The following is a 17,512-nucleotide window of genomic DNA, read 5'->3' on the forward strand; positions in this document are numbered from 1 at the left end:
GGCCTGCTACGCGATCGCGGCGACCACCGCGAAGGCGTTGGCGGAGCGGCTGCCCGGTGACGGGCTGGTCCCGGTGGACAGCGCGCTCGGGCGGCATGCCCTGCCCGAGCTGACGCTGCGATTCCCGGAAGCGAACCAGCGGATCATCCCGGGCGCGAACCACCTGGACCTGCTCGACCACCCGGAGGTCTACGCCACGCTTCGCACGTGGCTCGCTTCCTGAGTGGACCCAACCACCGCCTCACTGTCCCGGCTTCGGGACGTGCTGATCAATCAGGATGGTGTTGCCATCGGGGTCGGTGAGCATGAGGCTCGCGGGCCCGGTGGAGGACGCGTCGGCGGCGGTCGCGAGGGGCAGACCGCGGGCCTGGAGGCTCCGCTGGATCTCGCGGACGTCGTCGAAGTCAGCGAGTGTCTGGGCGTTGCGGTCCCAGCCGGGATTGAACGTCAGGATGTTCTTGTCGAACATGCCCTGGAACAGACCGATGGTGCTGGTCTCGTTCTGAAGGATGAGCCAGTTCTGGGCCGCGTTGCCGCCAATGACCTGGAAGCCGAGCTTCTCGTAGAACGCGCGAGAGATGGCGAGGTCCTTGACGGCGAGGCTGACGGAAAAGTTGCCGAGGCGCATGCGGGCGGTGCCTTTGGGTGGAACAGTGGGCGAGGGACGCGGAGGCGACGCCGCGCAGCCGCCCAGGGTGAGGGCAAGCAGCGCGCCGCTGAGGATTCGAAGCATGGGGTCCTCCCGTGACCGAGTTGAGTATTACAGCGGCTGGACGTGATCCGCGATGCGACCCGAGGCCAGTAGCTCACGCAGCTCGTCGGCCACGCGGTCGCCTTCGGTCAGCACCTGGTTCCACGCGCGGATCCGGTCGTCGGCCTTCATCTCCGTGAAGTCCGAACGGTCCGGGATGCGTCCACCGGGCAGCCGCGCCAGATGCGCGGGCGATGGCGTGATGATCAACGCGCGGCGGAAGTTGAGCGGACCCGCGCGCCGCCACTTGAGCGACTTGTCGAACCAGCCGGGCACCACGTACGGATAGAAGTGCGGATAGAGCACCAACCCGTCACCCGTGCCGTAGTCGACGTCCAGGTGGTAGTCGACGACGCCGCCGTCCCGGTACGTGCCGGGAGGCGCGCCGGGGATGTCGTGGACGCCCGCGAGCACCATCGGAATGGAGCCCGATGCGATGAGCGCCGGGCGCAGGTTGTCGCGGGTGAGGGGACGATGGACCGACGGCAGGTCCTTGAGTCCAGCGAAGGGGCTGGAGTCCCCGGCGGTGTGGAACACCACGCGCTCCATGTGGAGCCCGAGCGTCCGGCGGCTCACCGCGTTCGCCAGCGCGCCCAGCACGAAGCCCGCGAGCTGGATGCTGGACTGCTCCATCGCCAGCAATCCCTTGCACCGGGTCGTCACGACATGCAGGCGCGCCCACGGGTGCGTGAGGATCTCCTCCATGCCGTCCGGCCCCAGGAGGGAATCCAGGATCGTCGCGCTCCTCTCGCTGACCAGCGAGGGCGAAGGCCTGGGCGGATAGCGCTGCTCCAGGTACGCGTCCGCGAAGCGCCTCAGCGCGGCCACCGGATCCTTCTGCGCCAGGCACGCCAGCCGCCAGCTCCCGATCGAACTGCCGATGAGGTGCAGCGGCCGGGTGCGCGGCTGCTGGAGGAGTTCGCCGAACAGCACGCGGTCGATTCCCTCCAGCCCCAGCCACTTCGGTCCACCGGAAGCGCCTGGAAGGATGTCCACGTCCTCCGCGCGCAGTCCGCGCTCCCGGAGGATGCGCAGGGCGTTGGGGCCCGCAAGCAAGGTCAGACTCTGGCTCATCGCGGGCGCTGACCCTATCAGCCCGGCGTGTGCTCAGTCCTCGTCGTCCGGACGCTCTGAATCCAGCGGATGGAGGGTCACCACTTGATGCCCATCCTCCGGTTCGGTGCGCGCCTTCTCCAGTTCCTCGGGTGTCTGGGGCGCCCGTTCAGAGAACTCGTCGTTCTCCAGGTGCCGCTGGCGTCGCTCACTGGTCTCGCCGTAGCCCTCCAGCTTCTTGCCCGCCATGGTCGTCCACTCCTGCGAAAGGTGAACCTCAAGGCTTGGGATGCTGCCCCGTGGGCGCAAGCGGTGGTCTGCCCGTGCGGCTGCATGCTCCAGGAGCGGGGCACCAGCGGGCGCTTATTCCTCCAGCGTTCCCACGGAAGGGGCCGCGCCGTCGCGCTCGCGCTGGGCCTCCAGGTAGGCGGAGAAGCCCGCCTTGGACTGGATGCGGAACACCGGGAGCCGGGGCAGCACGTCGTCCGCGAAGGCGTATTGCTCGCACACGAGGCTCGCGCGCAGGGCGCCTTCCGGACCTCCAGTGAAGGGCTCGACCTCGTGCTGGAGGTTGCCCCGGAAGTGGACCAGCAGGCCCGGACGGGGCCGCACCTCGCCCTGGAGCTGGTTGTCTCGCAGCAGCCGCAGTGAGCCTCCCTGCGCGCCTTTTGGAACCCGCAGGTACAGGACGCTCACGTGTTCGGGCGTCGCGTCCGGAACGCCGCTCGGCTCCTGCAACGTCGCGTCGATGTGGCGTCCCACCGGTGTGCCCGCGTCCAGCAGCAGCAGGTTCAAATAGAAGGCATTGGGGCGCGGACGTGTGTCGCGGCCACCGAACCAGCGCTGCGTCCACGGCAGGAGCCCGCGCGCGCTGTCGTCGTCGAGGATGCGGCGCAGGTAGACGGACAGGAACGGGAAGCGGGCCTCCAGCGTCGCGCGTCCTTCGCGCGTGAAGATGAACGCGAAGCCGCGGCTCGCGCGGAACGTGCCCATCAACGGACTGCGCGCGACGAAGCGGGAGCCGAGCAGGGCATCCCCCAGGGACTCCAGCTCGGCGCGGGGCAGGGCGTCGCGGTGGGTGACGTACTCGGGCACGGACCGGACGCTAGCGCCTTCCCGGTGCGCGCGAGAGGGGAACCGCCACCGCCCGCCTCCTTCCCGGCCGAGTCCTGAGCTACACGGACGCCTGCTTCGCGCTGAGCTTCGTCTTGCCCAGCATGTGCAACAGCGCTTTCTCCGAGCAGTGCATGCCTTCGCCCGAGTTCGCCGCCAGCTCGTCCACGGACCGGAAGTAGCGGTCCACCACCTGGCCTCGCTCGAACAGGACGAGCACGGACGGGTAGATGTACGACGCCTTCGCCACCGCGGGCGTGTTGCCCAGCTGTTCGGAGGCCTCGCGCACCGCGGCCACCATGCTCTTCTTGAGCACGGTCTTCTTCACCGGGCCGCTGTCGCCTTCCTCCTTCACGCGATCGCGAGCCCTCGCCAGCGCGCAGGCGCAGATGAGCGTACCCGCCCAGGTGCGGAAGTCCTTCGCGCTGTAGCCCGGGCCCATCACCTGCTGGATGTATTCGTTGATGTGCCGGCGCCTCACGTCCACCACCGCGCCGTCGTCGAGCACGAACTTGAAGACGTCTCGCCCGGGCACCTTCAACAACTGCCGCACGAGCGTCGCCACGCGCCGGTCCTTCAACTCGCGGTGCTGCCGCACTCCGGACTTGCCCGGGTAGTCGAACACCACCGTGTCGCCATGCACCTTCACGTGCCGCGCTCGCAGCGTGGCCAGGCCGAAGCTGCCGTGCTCCTCCGCGTAGCGTTCGCTGCCCGGACGGATGAAGCAGGTGCCCAGGATGCGCAGCATCCCTGCGAGCACCCGATCCCGGCCCAGGCCCCGCTTGCGCAAATCCTTGCTCACCTGCCGCCGCATCTTCGGCAGCGCCTGCGCGAAGCCCACGATGCGCTGGTACTTCGCGTCCCGTTGCTTCTGCGTGTGCGCCTCGCTGTAGCGGTACTGCCAGCGGCCCGCCCCGTCCCTGCCCACCGCTTGAAGCCGCGCGGAGGCCTTGGGCGAGATGGCCACGTCCGTCCAGGCGGGCGGCAGCCTCAGTGTACCAATGCGCTCACGCTCTGCGTGTGAGACAGCCCGGCCCCGCGCGTCCACGTAGCGGAAGCCTCGCTTCATGGACCCCAGCCGACGGTGGCCGTCCTGCCGCAGCCGCTCCAGCTGGGTCATTCCCCGGCGGCTCGTGGACGGGATGCGCTCAGATTCTGAGATGGTGGCATGGGAGGGCATCGCCTCCCTGTAGTGCGCAGCCCACGCCGGGGCGGCAATCCGGTTGCCCCCTGGCGGGAGGGGGAGCAGCCGGGCAGAAAAGCCCCAGGCGGCATTTTCGGATGGGGATGCAGTCGTTTAGAGTTCGTTGCGACTCCCACCTCTCAATTTATTCCCGAGGCATGACAACCTTCCTCGACGCCCTCCTGGCGTTCCCGACCGCGATCTTCACCATCCTCCTGGGTGTGGTGCTGGCGTACTGGCTGTGCGTGATCATCGGCGCGGCCGGCATCGACATGCTGGATGGCGACTCGGCCCTGGAGGGCGGCGCCAAGGCGGTGAGCGGCGCGTTCGAGGGCGGCGCCAAGGCCACCTCCGGGATTCTCGAAGGTGGCGCGAAGGCACTCGGGGGCCATGACGTCGGCCACGCGGGGCACTCGCACCTGCACGACGCGGAGGCCGCCACGGGCCTGCTCGCGGCGCTGGGCTTCGGGGGCATCCCCGTCACCGTGTCGGTGAGCCTGGTGGTGTTCCTCTCCTGGTCGTTGTCGCTGCTCGGCGTCCAGGCCACGCACTCGGCGCTCTCCATGCTGCCCTCGTGGCTCGTGAGCACGGGCCTGGGCCTTGTCTGCACGGTGGTGGCCACGGTGGCGAGCGGGATCGCGGTGCGGCCGCTGCGCCCCATCTTCATCGCCAGGCGCGCTCCGGGCCGCGATGCGCTGATGGGCCGCGTGTGCACCATCTCCAGCGGCAGCGTGACCGCGAAGGATGGCCACGCAACCTTCGACGACGGGGCCGCGGGCCTCATCCTCAACGTCTTCTGTGACAAGCCCAATGAGCTCAAGCGCGGCCAGCCGGCGTTGATCCTCGGCTACGACGCGGAGCGGGGCGTGTACGAGGTGGAGCCGGTGGACTGGCTCCTCCCCCAGGAAATGGAGCAGCTGCGGGATCCGCTGAAGGCAGCGGCCATCGCGCGAGCCCGCGCCCAGCGATGAATATTGGCGTCCTCCGGGCTCCTCCGGACGGGCGCGACAATCGGTACCGGGTGGCTTTCGCGGGGGACCCCGAGTGCTTGGAACAAGGCCCGCCCAACGGACTTCTCAGGATAGGCCATGGACCTCATCAGCATCGCGGCAATCAGCGGCGTCGCAATCGTCATCTGCTTCGGCATCTTCGCCAGCGTGGCCAAGTTCTACCGCCAGGTGGATCAGGGCAAGGTGCTCATCGTCAACACGTTGAAGACCGAGCCCACGGTCACCTTCACCGGCTCCGTGGTGCTGCCCATCGTGCACCGCGCGGAGGTGATGGACATCTCGCTGAAGACGGTTGAAATCGACCGCCGCGGCAAGGAAGGCCTCATCTGCCAGGACAACATCCGCGCGGACATCAAGGTCACCTTCTTCGTGCGCGTGAACAAGACGCGTGAGGACGTGCTCAAGGTGGCCCAGTCCATCGGCTGCGCTCGCGCCTCCGACCAGGAGACGCTGGAGAACCTCTTCGAGGCCAAGTTCTCCGAGGCCCTCAAGACGGTGGGCAAGTCCTTCAACTTCGAGCAGCTCTACACCAAGCGCGACGAGATCAAGGACAAGGTCGTCGAGACCATCGGCCGCGACTTGAACGGCTACATGCTGGAGGACTGCGCCATCGACTTCCTCGAGCAGACCCCGGTGGAGATGCTCGACAAGGACAACATCCTGGACGCCCAGGGCATCCGGAAGATCACCCAGCTCACCACCGAGCAGAACGTCTTCACCAACGAGCTGCGCCAGTCCGAGCGCATGGCGGTGACGAAGCGCAACGTGGAAGCCGACGAGGCCATCTTCGCCCTCGAGCGTCAGCGCGAGGAGGCGGCCGCCAAGCAGCGCCGCGAGATCGACATCATCCAGGCGCGTGAGACGGCCGAGGCCGACCGCGTGAAGAGCGAGGAGTTCGCCAAGGCGCAGCTGGCGCGCATCAAGGCGGAAGAAGAGATCGCCATCAACGAGGAGAACAAGCAGCGCCAGGTGCAGGTGGCCCAGAAGAACCGCGAGCGCGTGGTGGGCGTGGAGACCGAGCGAGTGGAGAAGGACCGCGCCCTGGAGGCCATCAACCGCGAGCGTGAGACGGAGCTGCAGCGCATCGCGAAGGAGAAGGCGCTGGAGACGGAGAAGAAGGCCATCGCCGACGTCGTCCGCGCCCGCATCGCGGTGGAGAAGACCGTCGCCCAGGAAGAGGAGAACATCAAGGACCTGCGCGTGACGTCGGACGCGAAGCGCACCAAGGACGCCATCATCATCACCGCCCAGGCGCACGCCGAAGAGGCGTCCGTGAAGGACGTCACCGCCGCGGAGGCGAGCGCGAAGATCTCCGTGTTCCTCGCCAAGGAGAAGCTGACCCTGGCCGAGGCCGACCTGGAGGCCGCGGACAAGCAGGCCAAGGCGAAGATGCGGATGGCCGAGGGCATCCAGGCCGAGTCCGCCGCGGCGGGCCTGGCCAGCGTGCGCGTGCGTGAGGCGGACGCGGTCGCCACGGAGAAGCTGGGCATGGCGCAGGTGCGCGTGAAGGAGGCCGAGGCCTCCGTCATCGAGAAGCAGGGCCAGGCGCAGGCGTCCGCGGTGCGCGAGAAGCTGCTCGCCGAGGCCGCTGGCGCGGAGCAGAAGGGCCTGGCGAACGCCCGCGTGCAGGAGGCGGAAGCGGGCGCCATCCACAAGCGCGGCGAGGCCGAGGCGTTCGCCACGCGCGAGAAGCTGCTCGCCGAGGCCGCCGCCATCCAGGAGAAGCTGATGGCCGAGGCCCGGGGCCTGTCGGAGAAGGCCACCGCGATGAAGGCCCTGGACGGCGTGGGCCGCGAGCACGAGGAGTACCGCCTGCGCCTCAACAAGGAGCGCGACGTGGAGCTGGCCGCCATCAACGTGCGCAAGGACATCGCGCAGGCCCAGGCCAGCGTGCTCGGCCAGGCGTTCAGCAACGCGAAGTTCCAGATCGTCGGTGGCGACGGGAAGTTCTTCGAGAACTTCATCAAGGCCGTGTCCTTCGGCAGCTCGGTGGACGGCGCGCTGGACCACGGCGAGGCCCTGAAGAAGACGCTCGGTGGCTACCTCAACGGTGAGAAGGACCTGCCGGCGGACCTGAAGGAGATCCTCTCCAAGCCGGGCCTCAGCAACGACGCGCAGAACCTGGCCGTCGCGGCGCTGCTCAACCGCATGTCGGTGAGCCCCACGGAGTCCACCGCCGCTGGCATCAAGGCGCTGGTGCAGTCGGAAGCCGCGGCCCTCGCGCAGAAGCAGCAGGGCTGAAGCCTCCCGCCAATCGCAATCCCTTTCCGGTGAACATCCATGGCAACTGACAGCACCAAGACCCCGGGCACCCAGGTGCCCGGGGGCGAGGCGACGCTGGAGGGCGGCAGCTACGAGGTCATCCGTGCGCGCCTCGTCTCCCAGGCGGACGCGCTGGCGACCCAGGCGAACGACCTCAACGGGCGGCGCAAGGCGCTGTTCGGTGGCACGGAGCTCACCGTCATTGGCAACGAGCGGGTACGCACGGAGAACAACTGCGTCCCCCGCGACATCGTCAGCGTCGGGAAGTACCTCCTCTTCGGCTACAACGTCTTCATCGGCCTGAAGAAGGAGACGAACATCTCGGACGTCTTCTCGCTGCACCGCTTCGAGAAGACGGCCGAGGGCTTCGACTTGTCCGCCGTGCCTCCCACGGAGGCCGGCGGCTTCCTCGCGGACCCCCGGTTCGTGAAGGACTTCGGCGAGCTGTACAAGTACTACAAGGACGCGAAGCTGCTGCAGCTGCGGCGGCGGGACTCGCGCCTGCTCGCGGTGTTCCAGACGGGCCTGTCCGCGCGCGACCTCAAGGTCTTCCGCTTCAACGTGGACGTGGAGGGTCACGCCACCTACGTGGACAACCAGGGTGAGCGCGACCACGTCTACCCGCCGTCACACGACTTCGAGTGGACGGTGGCCACGCGCGAGCAGTACGTGCTGGGCCAGCACCCGCACGTCAACGTGTTGGATCAGGTCTTCGTGGAGACGGTGAAGGGCGACCTCACCGTGAAGGTGGAGGACAACACCGCCACCGGCCTGGGCATCTACAGCGAGCCGGTGGACGACCCGGACCAGTCGCTGGACGACGCGGAGTTCGCCTGGACGCAGGTGGGCGGGCTCATCCTCCTGCGCATCCTGCCGTTCCGGGAGAAGGCGTACCGCTACCTCGTCTTCAACTCGCGCACCCAGCACGTGGTGCGCATCGACGCCATTGGCCAGTCCTGTGTGCGGCTGCCGGAGGACCAGGGCATCGTCTTCCCGGGCGGCTACTACCTCCAGACGGGCGACTACAAGGTCTTCGACGGCGCGTCGGAGGGGATGGAGTTCCACCAGGCGGTGCGCTCGCCCAACGGTGAGGACGTGCTCTACGTCTTCCACCGCCGGGACGAGGGCGCGTATGTGCTCTTCCCGTACAACCTGGTGCGCAAGGAGGTGCAGACGCCGCTGCAGGCGAACGGAATGAGCCTCTTCGCGGACGGTGGGCTGGTGGTGTTCCGCGCCACGTCGCAGGAGCCCACGCGCGTGCACCCCATGCAGGTGTGGCAGACGCCGTTCGTCTCCGACGAGCACGCGGCGAAGGTGCCCCCCGCGCCGGGCTACCTGGGCAAGGTGGGCAACGCGGAGCTGGTGCGCGGCATCAGTGACGCCCTGACGCTGCCGCGCGTGGCGAAGACGGACAAGCCCACGCGCCGCACCTACGAGGACCTGGTCTCCGCGGCCACGCGCGCCCTGGACGCCTACTACTGGCTCTCCCACGCGGAAGTGGGGCTCCAGGCGCCCATCGAGCTGCTGCGCCGCACCTCCGAGCTCATCATCGATGAGTTCGAGAAGGTCCTCGCGATGCGCAAGCGCGCGGAGGAGTCGCTCGCGCAGGCGCTGCAGACGCAGGAGACGCTGCTGCTCAACGCGCAGCCGGAGGGGCTCACGGATGCCGAGGGCTTCATGCGCGCGCTGGCGGACCTGCGCCGGCACCGCGGGCACCTCATCACCTTGAAGGACGTCCGCTACATGGACCTGGGGCGCGTGGACGCCCTGGAGCAGGCGGTGGTGGCCGCGTCCGACGCGGTGAGCACCGCGTGCGTGGACTTCCTCCAGAAGGGTGAAGCGCTCCAGCCCCTGGCCTCGCGGCTGGACGGGCTGCTGGAGCGGCTGGAGCCTCTGACGACGACGGCCGAGCTGGCCCCGCTGGCCGAGGACGTGGATCGCACCGCCCAGGGCCTGGAGGTGCTGGGTGAGGTGGTGGGCGGGCTCCAGGTGGGCGACCCGCTGGCCCGGGCCAAGATCCTCGAGGGCATCTCCGAGCTGTTCAGCCGCTTGAACCGCGTTCGCGCGGGGCTCCAGGCGAAGCGCAAGGAGCTGTCCGGCAAGGAGAAGCGCGCGGAGTTCGGCGCGCAGTTCAAGCTGCTGGGGCAGAGCATCGAGAACGCGCTGTCGCAGGCGGACTCGCCTGAGAAGTGCGACGAGGCGCTCTCCAAGCTCACCGTGCTGCTGGAGGAGCTGGAGGGCCGCTTCGGCGAGTTCGACGAGTTCCTGGGGCAGATCACCCAGAAGCGCGAGGAGCTGCTGGAGGCCTTCGGCGCGCGCAAGCAGTCGCTGGTGGACGAGCGTCAGCGCCGGGCCTCGGGCCTCTTCGGCGCGGCGGAGCGCATCCTCCAGGGCGTGCAGCGCCGGGCGAAGTCGTTCAAGGCGGACGACGAGCTCAACGCCTACTTCGCGTCCGACGCGATGATCCTCAAGCTGCGGCAGCTGGCTGAACAGCTGCTGGCGCTCCAGGACAGCGTGCGCGCGGACGAAGTGCTGTCGCGGGTGAAGTCCGCGAAGCAGGACGCCCTGCGCGCCCTGCGCGACAAGCAGGACCTGTTCGAGGGCGGCGAAGGCCTCATCAAGCTGGGGCCCTACCGCTTCCACGTGAACACCCAGCCGCTGGAGCTGACGCTCGTCCCTCGCGACGGCGCGCTGTACCTCCAGCTCACCGGCTCCGACTACACCCAGAAGCTGGAGGACCCGGAGCTGCTGAAGTACCGCGAGCTCTGGGATCAGCACCTGGTCTCCGAGACGCGCGACGTGTACCGCGCGGAGTACCTGGCCGCGGGCCTGCTGATGGACGCGGAGGAGGGGAAGGGCGGCCTCACGCTCACGGCGCTGTACGAGGCCGGCGCGCAGGGGCAGCTGATGGAGCGCGTGCGCGCGTACGCGGCGGACCGCTTCGACGAGGGCTACGAGCGCGGCGTGCACGACTCGGACGCGACGGCGCTCCTGGAGAAGCTGCTCGCGCTGCACCAGGGCGCGGGCCTCCTGCGCTTCGCCCCGGTGCCTCGCGCCTGGGCCGCGCTGTACTGGGCGTTCGACCCGGACGACACGCTCCGGGGCGTCTTCCACCGGCGCGCGCGCAGCCTCGCGCGGCTGCGGCAGGCGTTCGACATCGGCTCGGACCTGGTGGCGCTGGGTGACGAGCTGGGCGAGCGCGTGCTCGCGTTCCTCCAGGGCCACGGCCTCGCGGCGTCGCCCGCGGAGGGCCGGCAGGCGGGTCGCTACCTCGTGGAGGAGCTGGCGGTGGACCGCCCGCGCTTCACCACCAGCCGCGAGGCCCTGGCGCTGAAGGATGCCTTCCTCGCGCACCTGGACCGCCACGGTTCGCGCACCGCGTTCGACGACGACCTGCGCGGCCTGGAGAAGAACCTGCCGGAGCGCCTGCGCATCGCTCGCGCCTGGGTAGATGCGTTCCTGGCCCGTCGTGAGGGTGGTCCGGGCGACGCGGCCCACGTCGCTCTGGAGACGGCGGTGGTGCTCCTCACCGAGCGCAAGCTGGACCGCGAGACGGCGGGCGCCATCACCGCCACGGAGGCCACGGGCCTGTTGGGCAGCCACTCGCGCGTCCAGGACCGCAAGCTGTCCCTGCGCCTGGACGAGTTCCTGTCTCGGCTGGGCGAGTTCCGCCAGGTGCGCGTGCCCGCGTACGTGGCCTACCGCGCGTACCTGCGCGACCTGCTGGACCGCGAGCGGCGCAAGCTGCGGCTGGAGGAGCTGACGCCCAAGGTGCTCACGAGCTTCGTGCGCAACCGGCTCATCGACGAGGTGTACCTGCCGCTCATCGGCGCGAACCTGGCCAAGCAGCTGGGTGCGGCGGGCGAGGGCAAGCGCACGGACCGCATGGGCATGCTGCTGCTCATGTCTCCGCCGGGCTACGGCAAGACGACGCTGATGGAGTACGTGGCCAGCCGCCTGGGCCTCACCTTCGTGAAGGTGAACGGGCCGGCGCTGGGCCACTCCGTGAAGTCGTTGGATCCGTCGGAGGCGCCCAACGCCACCGCGCGGCAGGAGGTGGAGCGCATCAACCTGTCCTTCGAGATGGGCAACAACGTGATGCTCTACCTCGACGACATCCAGCACACGGATCCGGAGCTGCTCCAGAAGTTCATCTCCCTGTGCGACGGCCAGCGCCGCGTAGAGGGTGTCTGGAATGGCCAGACGCGCACGTATGATCTGCGCGGCAAGAAGTTCTGCGTGGTGATGGCGGGCAACCCGTACACGGAGACCGGCGAGCGCTTCCGCATCCCGGACATGCTCGCCAACCGCGCGGACACCTACAACCTGGGTGACATCCTGGACGGCAAGGAGGACCTGTTCGCGCTCAGCTACCTGGAGAACGCGCTCACCTCCAACCCGGTGCTCGCGCCGCTGGCCACGCGCGACCCGCAGGACGTGCACCGCCTCATCCGGATGGCCAAGGGCGAGGACGTCCCCTCCGGCGAGCTGAAGCACGGCTACGCGGCGGCGGAGCTGCAGGAGATTGTCGCCGTCTTCCAGCGGCTGTTCCGCGTGCAGCAGGTGCTGCTCAAGGTGAACCTCCAGTACATCGCGTCCGCCGCGCAGGACGAGCGCTTCCGCACGGAGCCTCCGTTCAAGTTGCAGGGCAGCTACCGCAACATGGGCAAGATGGCGGAGAAGGTCGTCTCCGCGATGACGGACGACGAGCTGGAGCGTCGCATCGACGACCACTACCAGGGCGAATCCCAGACACTCACCACCGCGGCGGAGCAGAACCTGCTCAAGCTCCAGGAGATGCGTGGGCGCCTGACGCCGGAGAAGGCGAAGCGCTGGGAGGAGATCAAGCAGGGCTTCGCCCGCGTGAAGCGCATGGGGGGCAAGGAAGACGACCCCGTGGCGCGCGTCACCGGACAGCTGGGCGCCATCGAGGAACAACTGGGCTCCGTTCGCGACGCGGTGGTGCAGGCCGCCGCGCAGGCGAACGCCCCCAGCGAGGACACGCCCGTGGCCCCGCACCTGGAGGCCCTGCGCGAGGCCGTGCTGGAGGTAGCCCGCGTCAGCCGCGAGGCCGCCGCGAAGCCACCCGCCCCGGTGCAGGTGTCCCTCCCGGCCATGCCCCAGGCCGCTCCCGTGGCCCAGGCTCCGGCCACGGACCTGGCCCCGTACCTCAAGCACCTGGCGCAGCTGCTCAAGGCCCTCACGGAGCGCGTGGCAACCCAAGCGGAGGCGCCCACGCTGCGCAACGCGCCCATGCCCCAGGCGGCCGCGCCGGACTTCGGCCCGTACATGGCCCAGCTCTCCAAGGCCATCACGGCCCTGGCGGACCGGCCGGTGTCGGTGTCCCTGCCTTCACAGGCGGAGTCACTCCAGCGCGCCGCGAACGGTCCGTCTCCGGCGGAGCTGAGCCGGCAGATCGAGCTGGTGGAGGGGGCGCTGCTGCCCCTGGAGCGCGCGGCCCGCCGCAACGTGCAGGGCGAAGGCGAGGGCATCAAGGCGCTCCAGGTCTGGCAAGGGGTCACCGAGGCCCTGGAGTTGCTGCGCGGCATGCTGCGGCGTTAATCCGGTTTGCATGTCTGGCATTTGCCTTTAAAGGGGTTGGCGCGGTTCCAACCCCTGGAGGGCAGTGCCATGCATCACCTCAAGTCTGTCGTTTCCCTGTGTGCGGTCGTCGCGGTCACGGCGTGTGGCGGAGGAGCGGAAGGGCAGGGCGAGTTCTCCACCCGGGAGTCCGCCCTGGTGACGGGGACCTCCCAGGGCTGCACCTTCACGGTGTCGTCCGCGCCGCGGCAGCCCGGTCCGTTCCCCTACATCTTCGACATCACGCTCACACGTGAAGCGAGTTCCACCTGCCCCTGGAGCGCGGGCAGCGTGGTGGTGGGGTTCTCCAACGGCACGCCGTCCACGGTGTCCCTGGCGGCCAACGACCTGGGCGTGGCCGTGAGCTACACGTACCGGACGGGTGGGCCCTCACCCCAGCAGCTGGGCATCAAGCACGTGGCACCGGAAACGCTGGCCATCACCCGGTCCACGGGCCTGTACTTCAACGCGCTGGGGAAGTTCATCTACGCCGGAGACCTGTCCATTGAACCGGACGGCATGACGCTGACCGTCAGCGGCACCAAGAACGCCCCGATCGTCGGAGAGACGGGCTCCGGTGATAACTACGTGGCCACCTTCCCGGACTTCTTCACCAGCGAGACGACACCGTCCATCGTCGCGTTCTGATGGGTGACTTCGCACCCCAGGGTTTGGATGGCAGGCATTGAGGACGAAATGTTTTCAGTGTCTGACGTTTGCTTTTATACGGGACGGCGCTTCAACCACCCCAACCCTGGAGTGCACTCCCATGCTGAACATCAAGTCTGTTGTTTCACTTTGCGCCATCGCGGGCCTCACCGCGTGTGGCGCTGGCGTGGGGGGGGAGGCCGACCTCGCCACCCAGGAGTCCGCGCTGGTGACGGGGACCTCCCAGGGCTGCACGTTCACGGTGTCGTCCGCGGCGCGGACGGGAACCGTTCCTCCCATCTACGACGTCACCGTCACGCGCGCGGCGGATGCCACCTGTGCCTTCGGCGCGGACAGCGTGGTGGTGGGCTCCTCCACCGGCACCGCGCCCACGCTGTCGCTGGCGGCCAACGACCTGGGCGTGGCCGTGAGCTACACGTACAAGACCAGCGTCAGCGGCAGCTCGCCCCAGTCCCTGGGACTCCGGCACGTGGCTCCGGACACGATGGCCATCGTGCGCTCCACGGGGCTGTCCATCTTCCTGGGCTCGGGCTCCATCTACTCGGGCAGCCTGTCCATCGCGTCCAACGGGACGACGCTCACCGTGTCCGGCACGAAGAGCGGCACCATCTCCGGCCAGACGGGCTCGGGGAACAACTACGTGGCCAGCTACGTGGACTTCTTCACCAGCACCACGTCCCCGTCCGTCTTCACGTTCTGATGCGCTGACGCAGTGACGGACGGGGCGGCGGGGCGCGTGCGCCTACTTCTGGGGCGCGAACTGCTCCGCCCCGTCCACGCTGCCGTCGTCCAGCACCTTCTCCACGGAGTCGACGAGCTGCTGGCCGCCCGTGGCGGTGACGCGCAGCTGGAAGCGGCCCTCGCCCACGCCCGAGTCGGTGACGAAGTAGTTGTAGCTCTCGCGCTTCAGCGCCTTCCAATCACCGTCACGCTTCCACTCCAGCTTCTGGATGGGCAGCCGGTGATTGCGCACCTGGATGGCCGTCCACCAGGGGTTGCTGCCGTCCTTGAAGTGGTACTTCACCGGACCCGCCACGTCGCAGGAGACCGGCGTCCAGGTGATGCTCACCCGGCCATTCTTCGCCTCCGCGATCTTGTCGAAGGCCTTGCGGGACAGGTCCAGGTGGCCCTTATCGCAATCCGGGCACTGGTCCACGATGCGCACGCGCACGTTGCCCTTGGGCCCCACGATGTCCACGCACTGGCCGCAGGCGGCGCTGTTGTCGTACTGCTCGCGGTTCATCGCGGCCACCATCAGGTCGCCGCCCGGGTCGTAGCTGCAGTTGCCGCCCCCGTTGGCGTCGTAGAAGGTCGCAATCCCTTTCTGCTCGGAGCCCAGGGCCACGCCTCCGCCGGAGGCAGAGTCGCCGCATGCTCCACAGGCAAGCGAGGTCAGGGCCAACACCAACGCATTTTGCAACGAAGCGGGTCGGTTCATACCGGGCACTATACACGCGTCGCTCCGCGTCAAGGGCAGACAGGACTCTGTGTCTTGGTTCTGTCAGACAGGCTTGTTAGCGTCCGGGCCTTCCCCCTCCCCAAAATAGGAAAGGAATTCCCATGATGAACAAACTGACGTCCGTGGTGTGCCTTGGGTCCGCTCTTGCCCTCTCCGCGTGTGGCGGTCCGGAGCAGGAGGACGGCGCGGAGCTCGCGCAGCAGAGCGCGCGGTTGACGACGGCGACCTCGCAGGGCTGTGACTACGAAGCGACCACGGTGCAGATCACCACCTCGCCGCCGCAGTACAACGTCGTGCTCACCCGCACGGGTGGCGCCAGCTGCACCCTGACGACGGGCGCGTCGGTGGTGCTCCAGACCGTCCCGCTGAACGCGCCGGGCACCGTGTCCCTCTCCGGCTCCAGCCTGGGGCTCGCGGTGGGCTTCACGATGAAGAACGGCTGGAGCGGCTCGGCGGCCACCATCATGGCCGTGCGCGCCGTGGACCCCACGACGCTCGCCACCACGCGCAACGGGGACATCTACTGCGATTACATGACGGGCAGCATCCTGACCGGCAGCGCCGGCCTGAACAGCACCGGGACCAACCTGAGCGTCTCCGGCACCAAGGCATGCAAGATCAACGGCCGGTCGGGGACCTACTGGTACGGGACCTTCACCGACTTCTTCACCAGCACCACGGCGCCGGTCATCAGCACCATCTGAAGCACCCCTGAAAAAAGCCCTGCCCGCCACCGGTGCATCCCCGGTGGCGGGCAGAGCCCCCCTTGCTGCGCGTTCCCCGGTGTGTCGTGCTGGGTACTGCCCTCAGTGGCCGCTGGCCGACGCGGTCGTCAGCGCGCGGGCCTGGCCGATGAGACGAACGAACTCGGTGCGGTCGGCGTCACCGGCCACGGCGCCCTCCGCCAGCTTCTGCGTGGTGGCCAGGCTCCAGCCCTCGGCGGCGGGAGCAGCGCGGAGGATGTCCGCGGTGGCGGCCACGGCGACGGCGAAGCGGAAGTCACTGGACGCGGCCTCCATGGACGGCTTCAGGTTGGCGCGGGTGAGCGGGAAGGCCTGCTCCTTGGCCTCCGTGCCGTTGGGCGCCTTGGCGCGGATGCGCACGGTGGCCACGTCCTGCGCCTCGCCCGTGAGCTCCACTTCGTAGAGCGCCGTCACGGTGTGGCCCGCGCCAATCTCGCCCGCGTCCACCTTGTCGTCGCGGAAGTCCTTGTCCGCGATGTCGCGGTTCTCGTAGCCCATCAGGCGGTAGCGGCTGACGGCCTTGGGGTTGAACTCCACCTGGAACTTCACGTCCTTCGCGATGACCTCCAGCGTGCCGGTCAGCTGCGTCTCGAAGACCTTGCGCGCCTCCTTCATGCTGTCCACGTAGAAGCTGTTGCCGTTGCCCTTGTCGGCCAGCTGCTCCATCAACGAGTCGTGGTAGTTGCCCATGCCGAAGCCCACCGTGGTGAGCGTGACGCCCTCGGCCACGTACTTCTCGATGCTGGCCAGCATGGCCTTGGGGGTGAGGTTGGGGCCGATGTTGGCGTCGCCGTCCGTGAGCACCACCACGCGGGACACCACGCCGCCCGCGGCCTTCTTCACCGCGTGCTTGTAGGCCGTCTCCATGCCGGAGCCCATGGCCGTGCCACCGCCGGCGACCAGCGTGTCCAGCGCCGCGTGGATCTTCTTCACGTCCGTGGCGGGCGTGGGGGCCAGCACGTCCCGCGTGGAGCCCGCGTAGGTGACGAGCGCCACGGTGTCGTTCTCATTGAGGTTCTTCACCGCGACCTTGATGGACTCGATGGCCAGCGGCAGCTTGTCCGACGACGCCATGGAGCCGCTGGTGTCCACCAGGAACACCAGGTGCGCGGGCTTGCGCTGCGAGCGGGAGACGACCTTGCCCTGCACGCCCACGCGCAGGAACTGGCGGCGCGCGTTGAAGGGCGAGGGCGCGCCCTCCAGGTGCACCGTGAAGGCGCCTTCTTCCGGCGGCGTGTAGCGGTACTTGAAGTAGTTGACGAACTCCTCCACGCGCACCGCGTGGGTGGGCGGCAGCTGGCCCTGCTGCAGGTAGCGCCGGGCCATGGAGTAGGAGGCCGTGTCCACGTCCGCCGCGAAGGTGGACAGGTTGTCCTTCGCCGTCTCGGTGAAGGCGTTGGCCTTGTAGGTCTCGAAGACGTTGCCGCCCTCGGCGACGCCCTTGTCGCCATCCACCGCCTGCATCTTGCGCTTCTCCATGGGCTGCTGGACCGGCGGAGGGGCATTCATCTGGAGGCCGGCCGGCGCGCCCATGGCCACGGTGGCGTCCTTCGCCGGCGCCGCGCGCCGCATGGCCGGCTCCGCCGCGGCCAGGGCATCGGAAGACTCACGCTCCTCGGCCATCATTGGCGCGGGCGACGGTGCGTCAGCGCGCTTCTTGGCGGCCGCGGCCGGGGTGGAGGGGGGCGG

13 protein-coding genes and 1 pseudogene are annotated in these 17,512 nt (G+C 68.8%); 7 read left to right on the top strand and 7 right to left on the bottom strand.

Annotated features, from left to right (window positions below):
- Positions 1 to 223, top strand: a pseudogene (locus tag D7Y11_RS34535) (alpha/beta hydrolase); the annotation flags it as partial.
- Between the two features lie 18 nt (positions 224 to 241).
- On the opposite strand, the gene D7Y11_RS34540 reads toward D7Y11_RS34535, so the two are convergent.
- The 5 genes from D7Y11_RS34540 to D7Y11_RS34560 form a co-directional block, all read right to left on the bottom strand.
- On the bottom strand, positions 242 to 733 hold the full coding sequence (locus D7Y11_RS34540) for a VOC family protein (protein ID WP_233607477.1): 492 nt from the start codon (positions 731 to 733) through the stop codon (positions 242 to 244).
- 27 nt (positions 734 to 760) lie between these two features.
- Positions 761 to 1,825, bottom strand: coding sequence for a patatin-like phospholipase family protein (locus D7Y11_RS34545; RefSeq protein ID WP_126935810.1), 1,065 nt, complete (start codon positions 1,823 to 1,825; stop codon positions 761 to 763).
- A 33-nt stretch (positions 1,826 to 1,858) separates the two neighbouring features.
- A complete protein-coding gene (locus D7Y11_RS34550; protein ID WP_120579886.1) occupies positions 1,859 to 2,053 on the bottom strand; it encodes a hypothetical protein in 195 nt (64 codons plus the stop codon).
- Positions 2,054 to 2,167: 114 nt separating this feature from the next.
- Positions 2,168 to 2,899 (bottom strand): 2OG-Fe(II) oxygenase, encoded by a 732-nt coding sequence (locus D7Y11_RS34555; RefSeq protein ID WP_120579887.1) that lies wholly within the window; start codon positions 2,897 to 2,899, stop codon positions 2,168 to 2,170.
- Between the two features lie 79 nt (positions 2,900 to 2,978).
- A complete protein-coding gene (locus D7Y11_RS34560) occupies positions 2,979 to 4,037 on the bottom strand; it encodes a DNA topoisomerase IB (RefSeq protein WP_120579888.1) in 1,059 nt (352 codons plus the stop codon).
- A gap of 221 nt (positions 4,038 to 4,258) precedes the next feature.
- Between D7Y11_RS34560 and D7Y11_RS34565 the strand changes: the two genes are divergently transcribed.
- From D7Y11_RS34565 to D7Y11_RS34585, 5 genes are all read left to right on the top strand, one after another.
- Entirely contained in the window at positions 4,259 to 5,071 is an 813-nt protein-coding gene (locus tag D7Y11_RS34565; RefSeq protein WP_120579889.1) for a hypothetical protein, read from the top strand.
- A 117-nt stretch (positions 5,072 to 5,188) separates the two neighbouring features.
- Positions 5,189 to 7,351: a hypothetical protein gene (locus tag D7Y11_RS34570; protein ID WP_120579890.1), complete on the top strand. Its 2,163-nt coding sequence runs from the start codon at positions 5,189 to 5,191 to the stop codon at positions 7,349 to 7,351.
- A gap of 39 nt (positions 7,352 to 7,390) precedes the next feature.
- Positions 7,391 to 12,934, top strand: coding sequence for a DNA repair ATPase (locus D7Y11_RS34575; protein WP_126935811.1), 5,544 nt, complete (start codon positions 7,391 to 7,393; stop codon positions 12,932 to 12,934).
- 69 nt (positions 12,935 to 13,003) lie between these two features.
- Complete coding sequence (locus D7Y11_RS34580; protein WP_126935812.1) at positions 13,004 to 13,600, top strand: hypothetical protein; 597 nt, start codon at positions 13,004 to 13,006, stop codon at positions 13,598 to 13,600.
- A gap of 121 nt (positions 13,601 to 13,721) precedes the next feature.
- Positions 13,722 to 14,321, top strand: coding sequence for a hypothetical protein (locus D7Y11_RS34585; RefSeq protein ID WP_126935813.1), 600 nt, complete (start codon positions 13,722 to 13,724; stop codon positions 14,319 to 14,321).
- A 42-nt stretch (positions 14,322 to 14,363) separates the two neighbouring features.
- On the opposite strand, the gene D7Y11_RS34590 is transcribed toward D7Y11_RS34585, so the two are convergent.
- On the bottom strand, positions 14,364 to 14,966 hold the full coding sequence (locus D7Y11_RS34590) for an expansin EXLX1 family cellulose-binding protein (protein WP_126935814.1): 603 nt from the start codon (positions 14,964 to 14,966) through the stop codon (positions 14,364 to 14,366).
- Positions 14,967 to 15,181: 215 nt separating this feature from the next.
- Here D7Y11_RS34590 and D7Y11_RS34595 point away from each other — a divergent pair, with 215 nt between their 5' ends.
- Complete coding sequence (locus D7Y11_RS34595; RefSeq protein ID WP_126935815.1) at positions 15,182 to 15,784, top strand: hypothetical protein; 603 nt, start codon at positions 15,182 to 15,184, stop codon at positions 15,782 to 15,784.
- A gap of 102 nt (positions 15,785 to 15,886) precedes the next feature.
- Here the strand turns inward: D7Y11_RS34595 and D7Y11_RS34600 are convergent, their stop codons facing one another.
- On the bottom strand, positions 15,887 to 17,449 hold the full coding sequence (locus tag D7Y11_RS34600; protein ID WP_233607478.1) for a von Willebrand factor type A domain-containing protein: 1,563 nt from the start codon (positions 17,447 to 17,449) through the stop codon (positions 15,887 to 15,889).
- Positions 17,450 to 17,512: the final 63 nt, after the last annotated feature.

The organism is Corallococcus sp. AB018, assembly GCF_003986945.1.
Lineage (GTDB): Bacteria > Myxococcota > Myxococcia > Myxococcales > Myxococcaceae > Corallococcus > Corallococcus exiguus.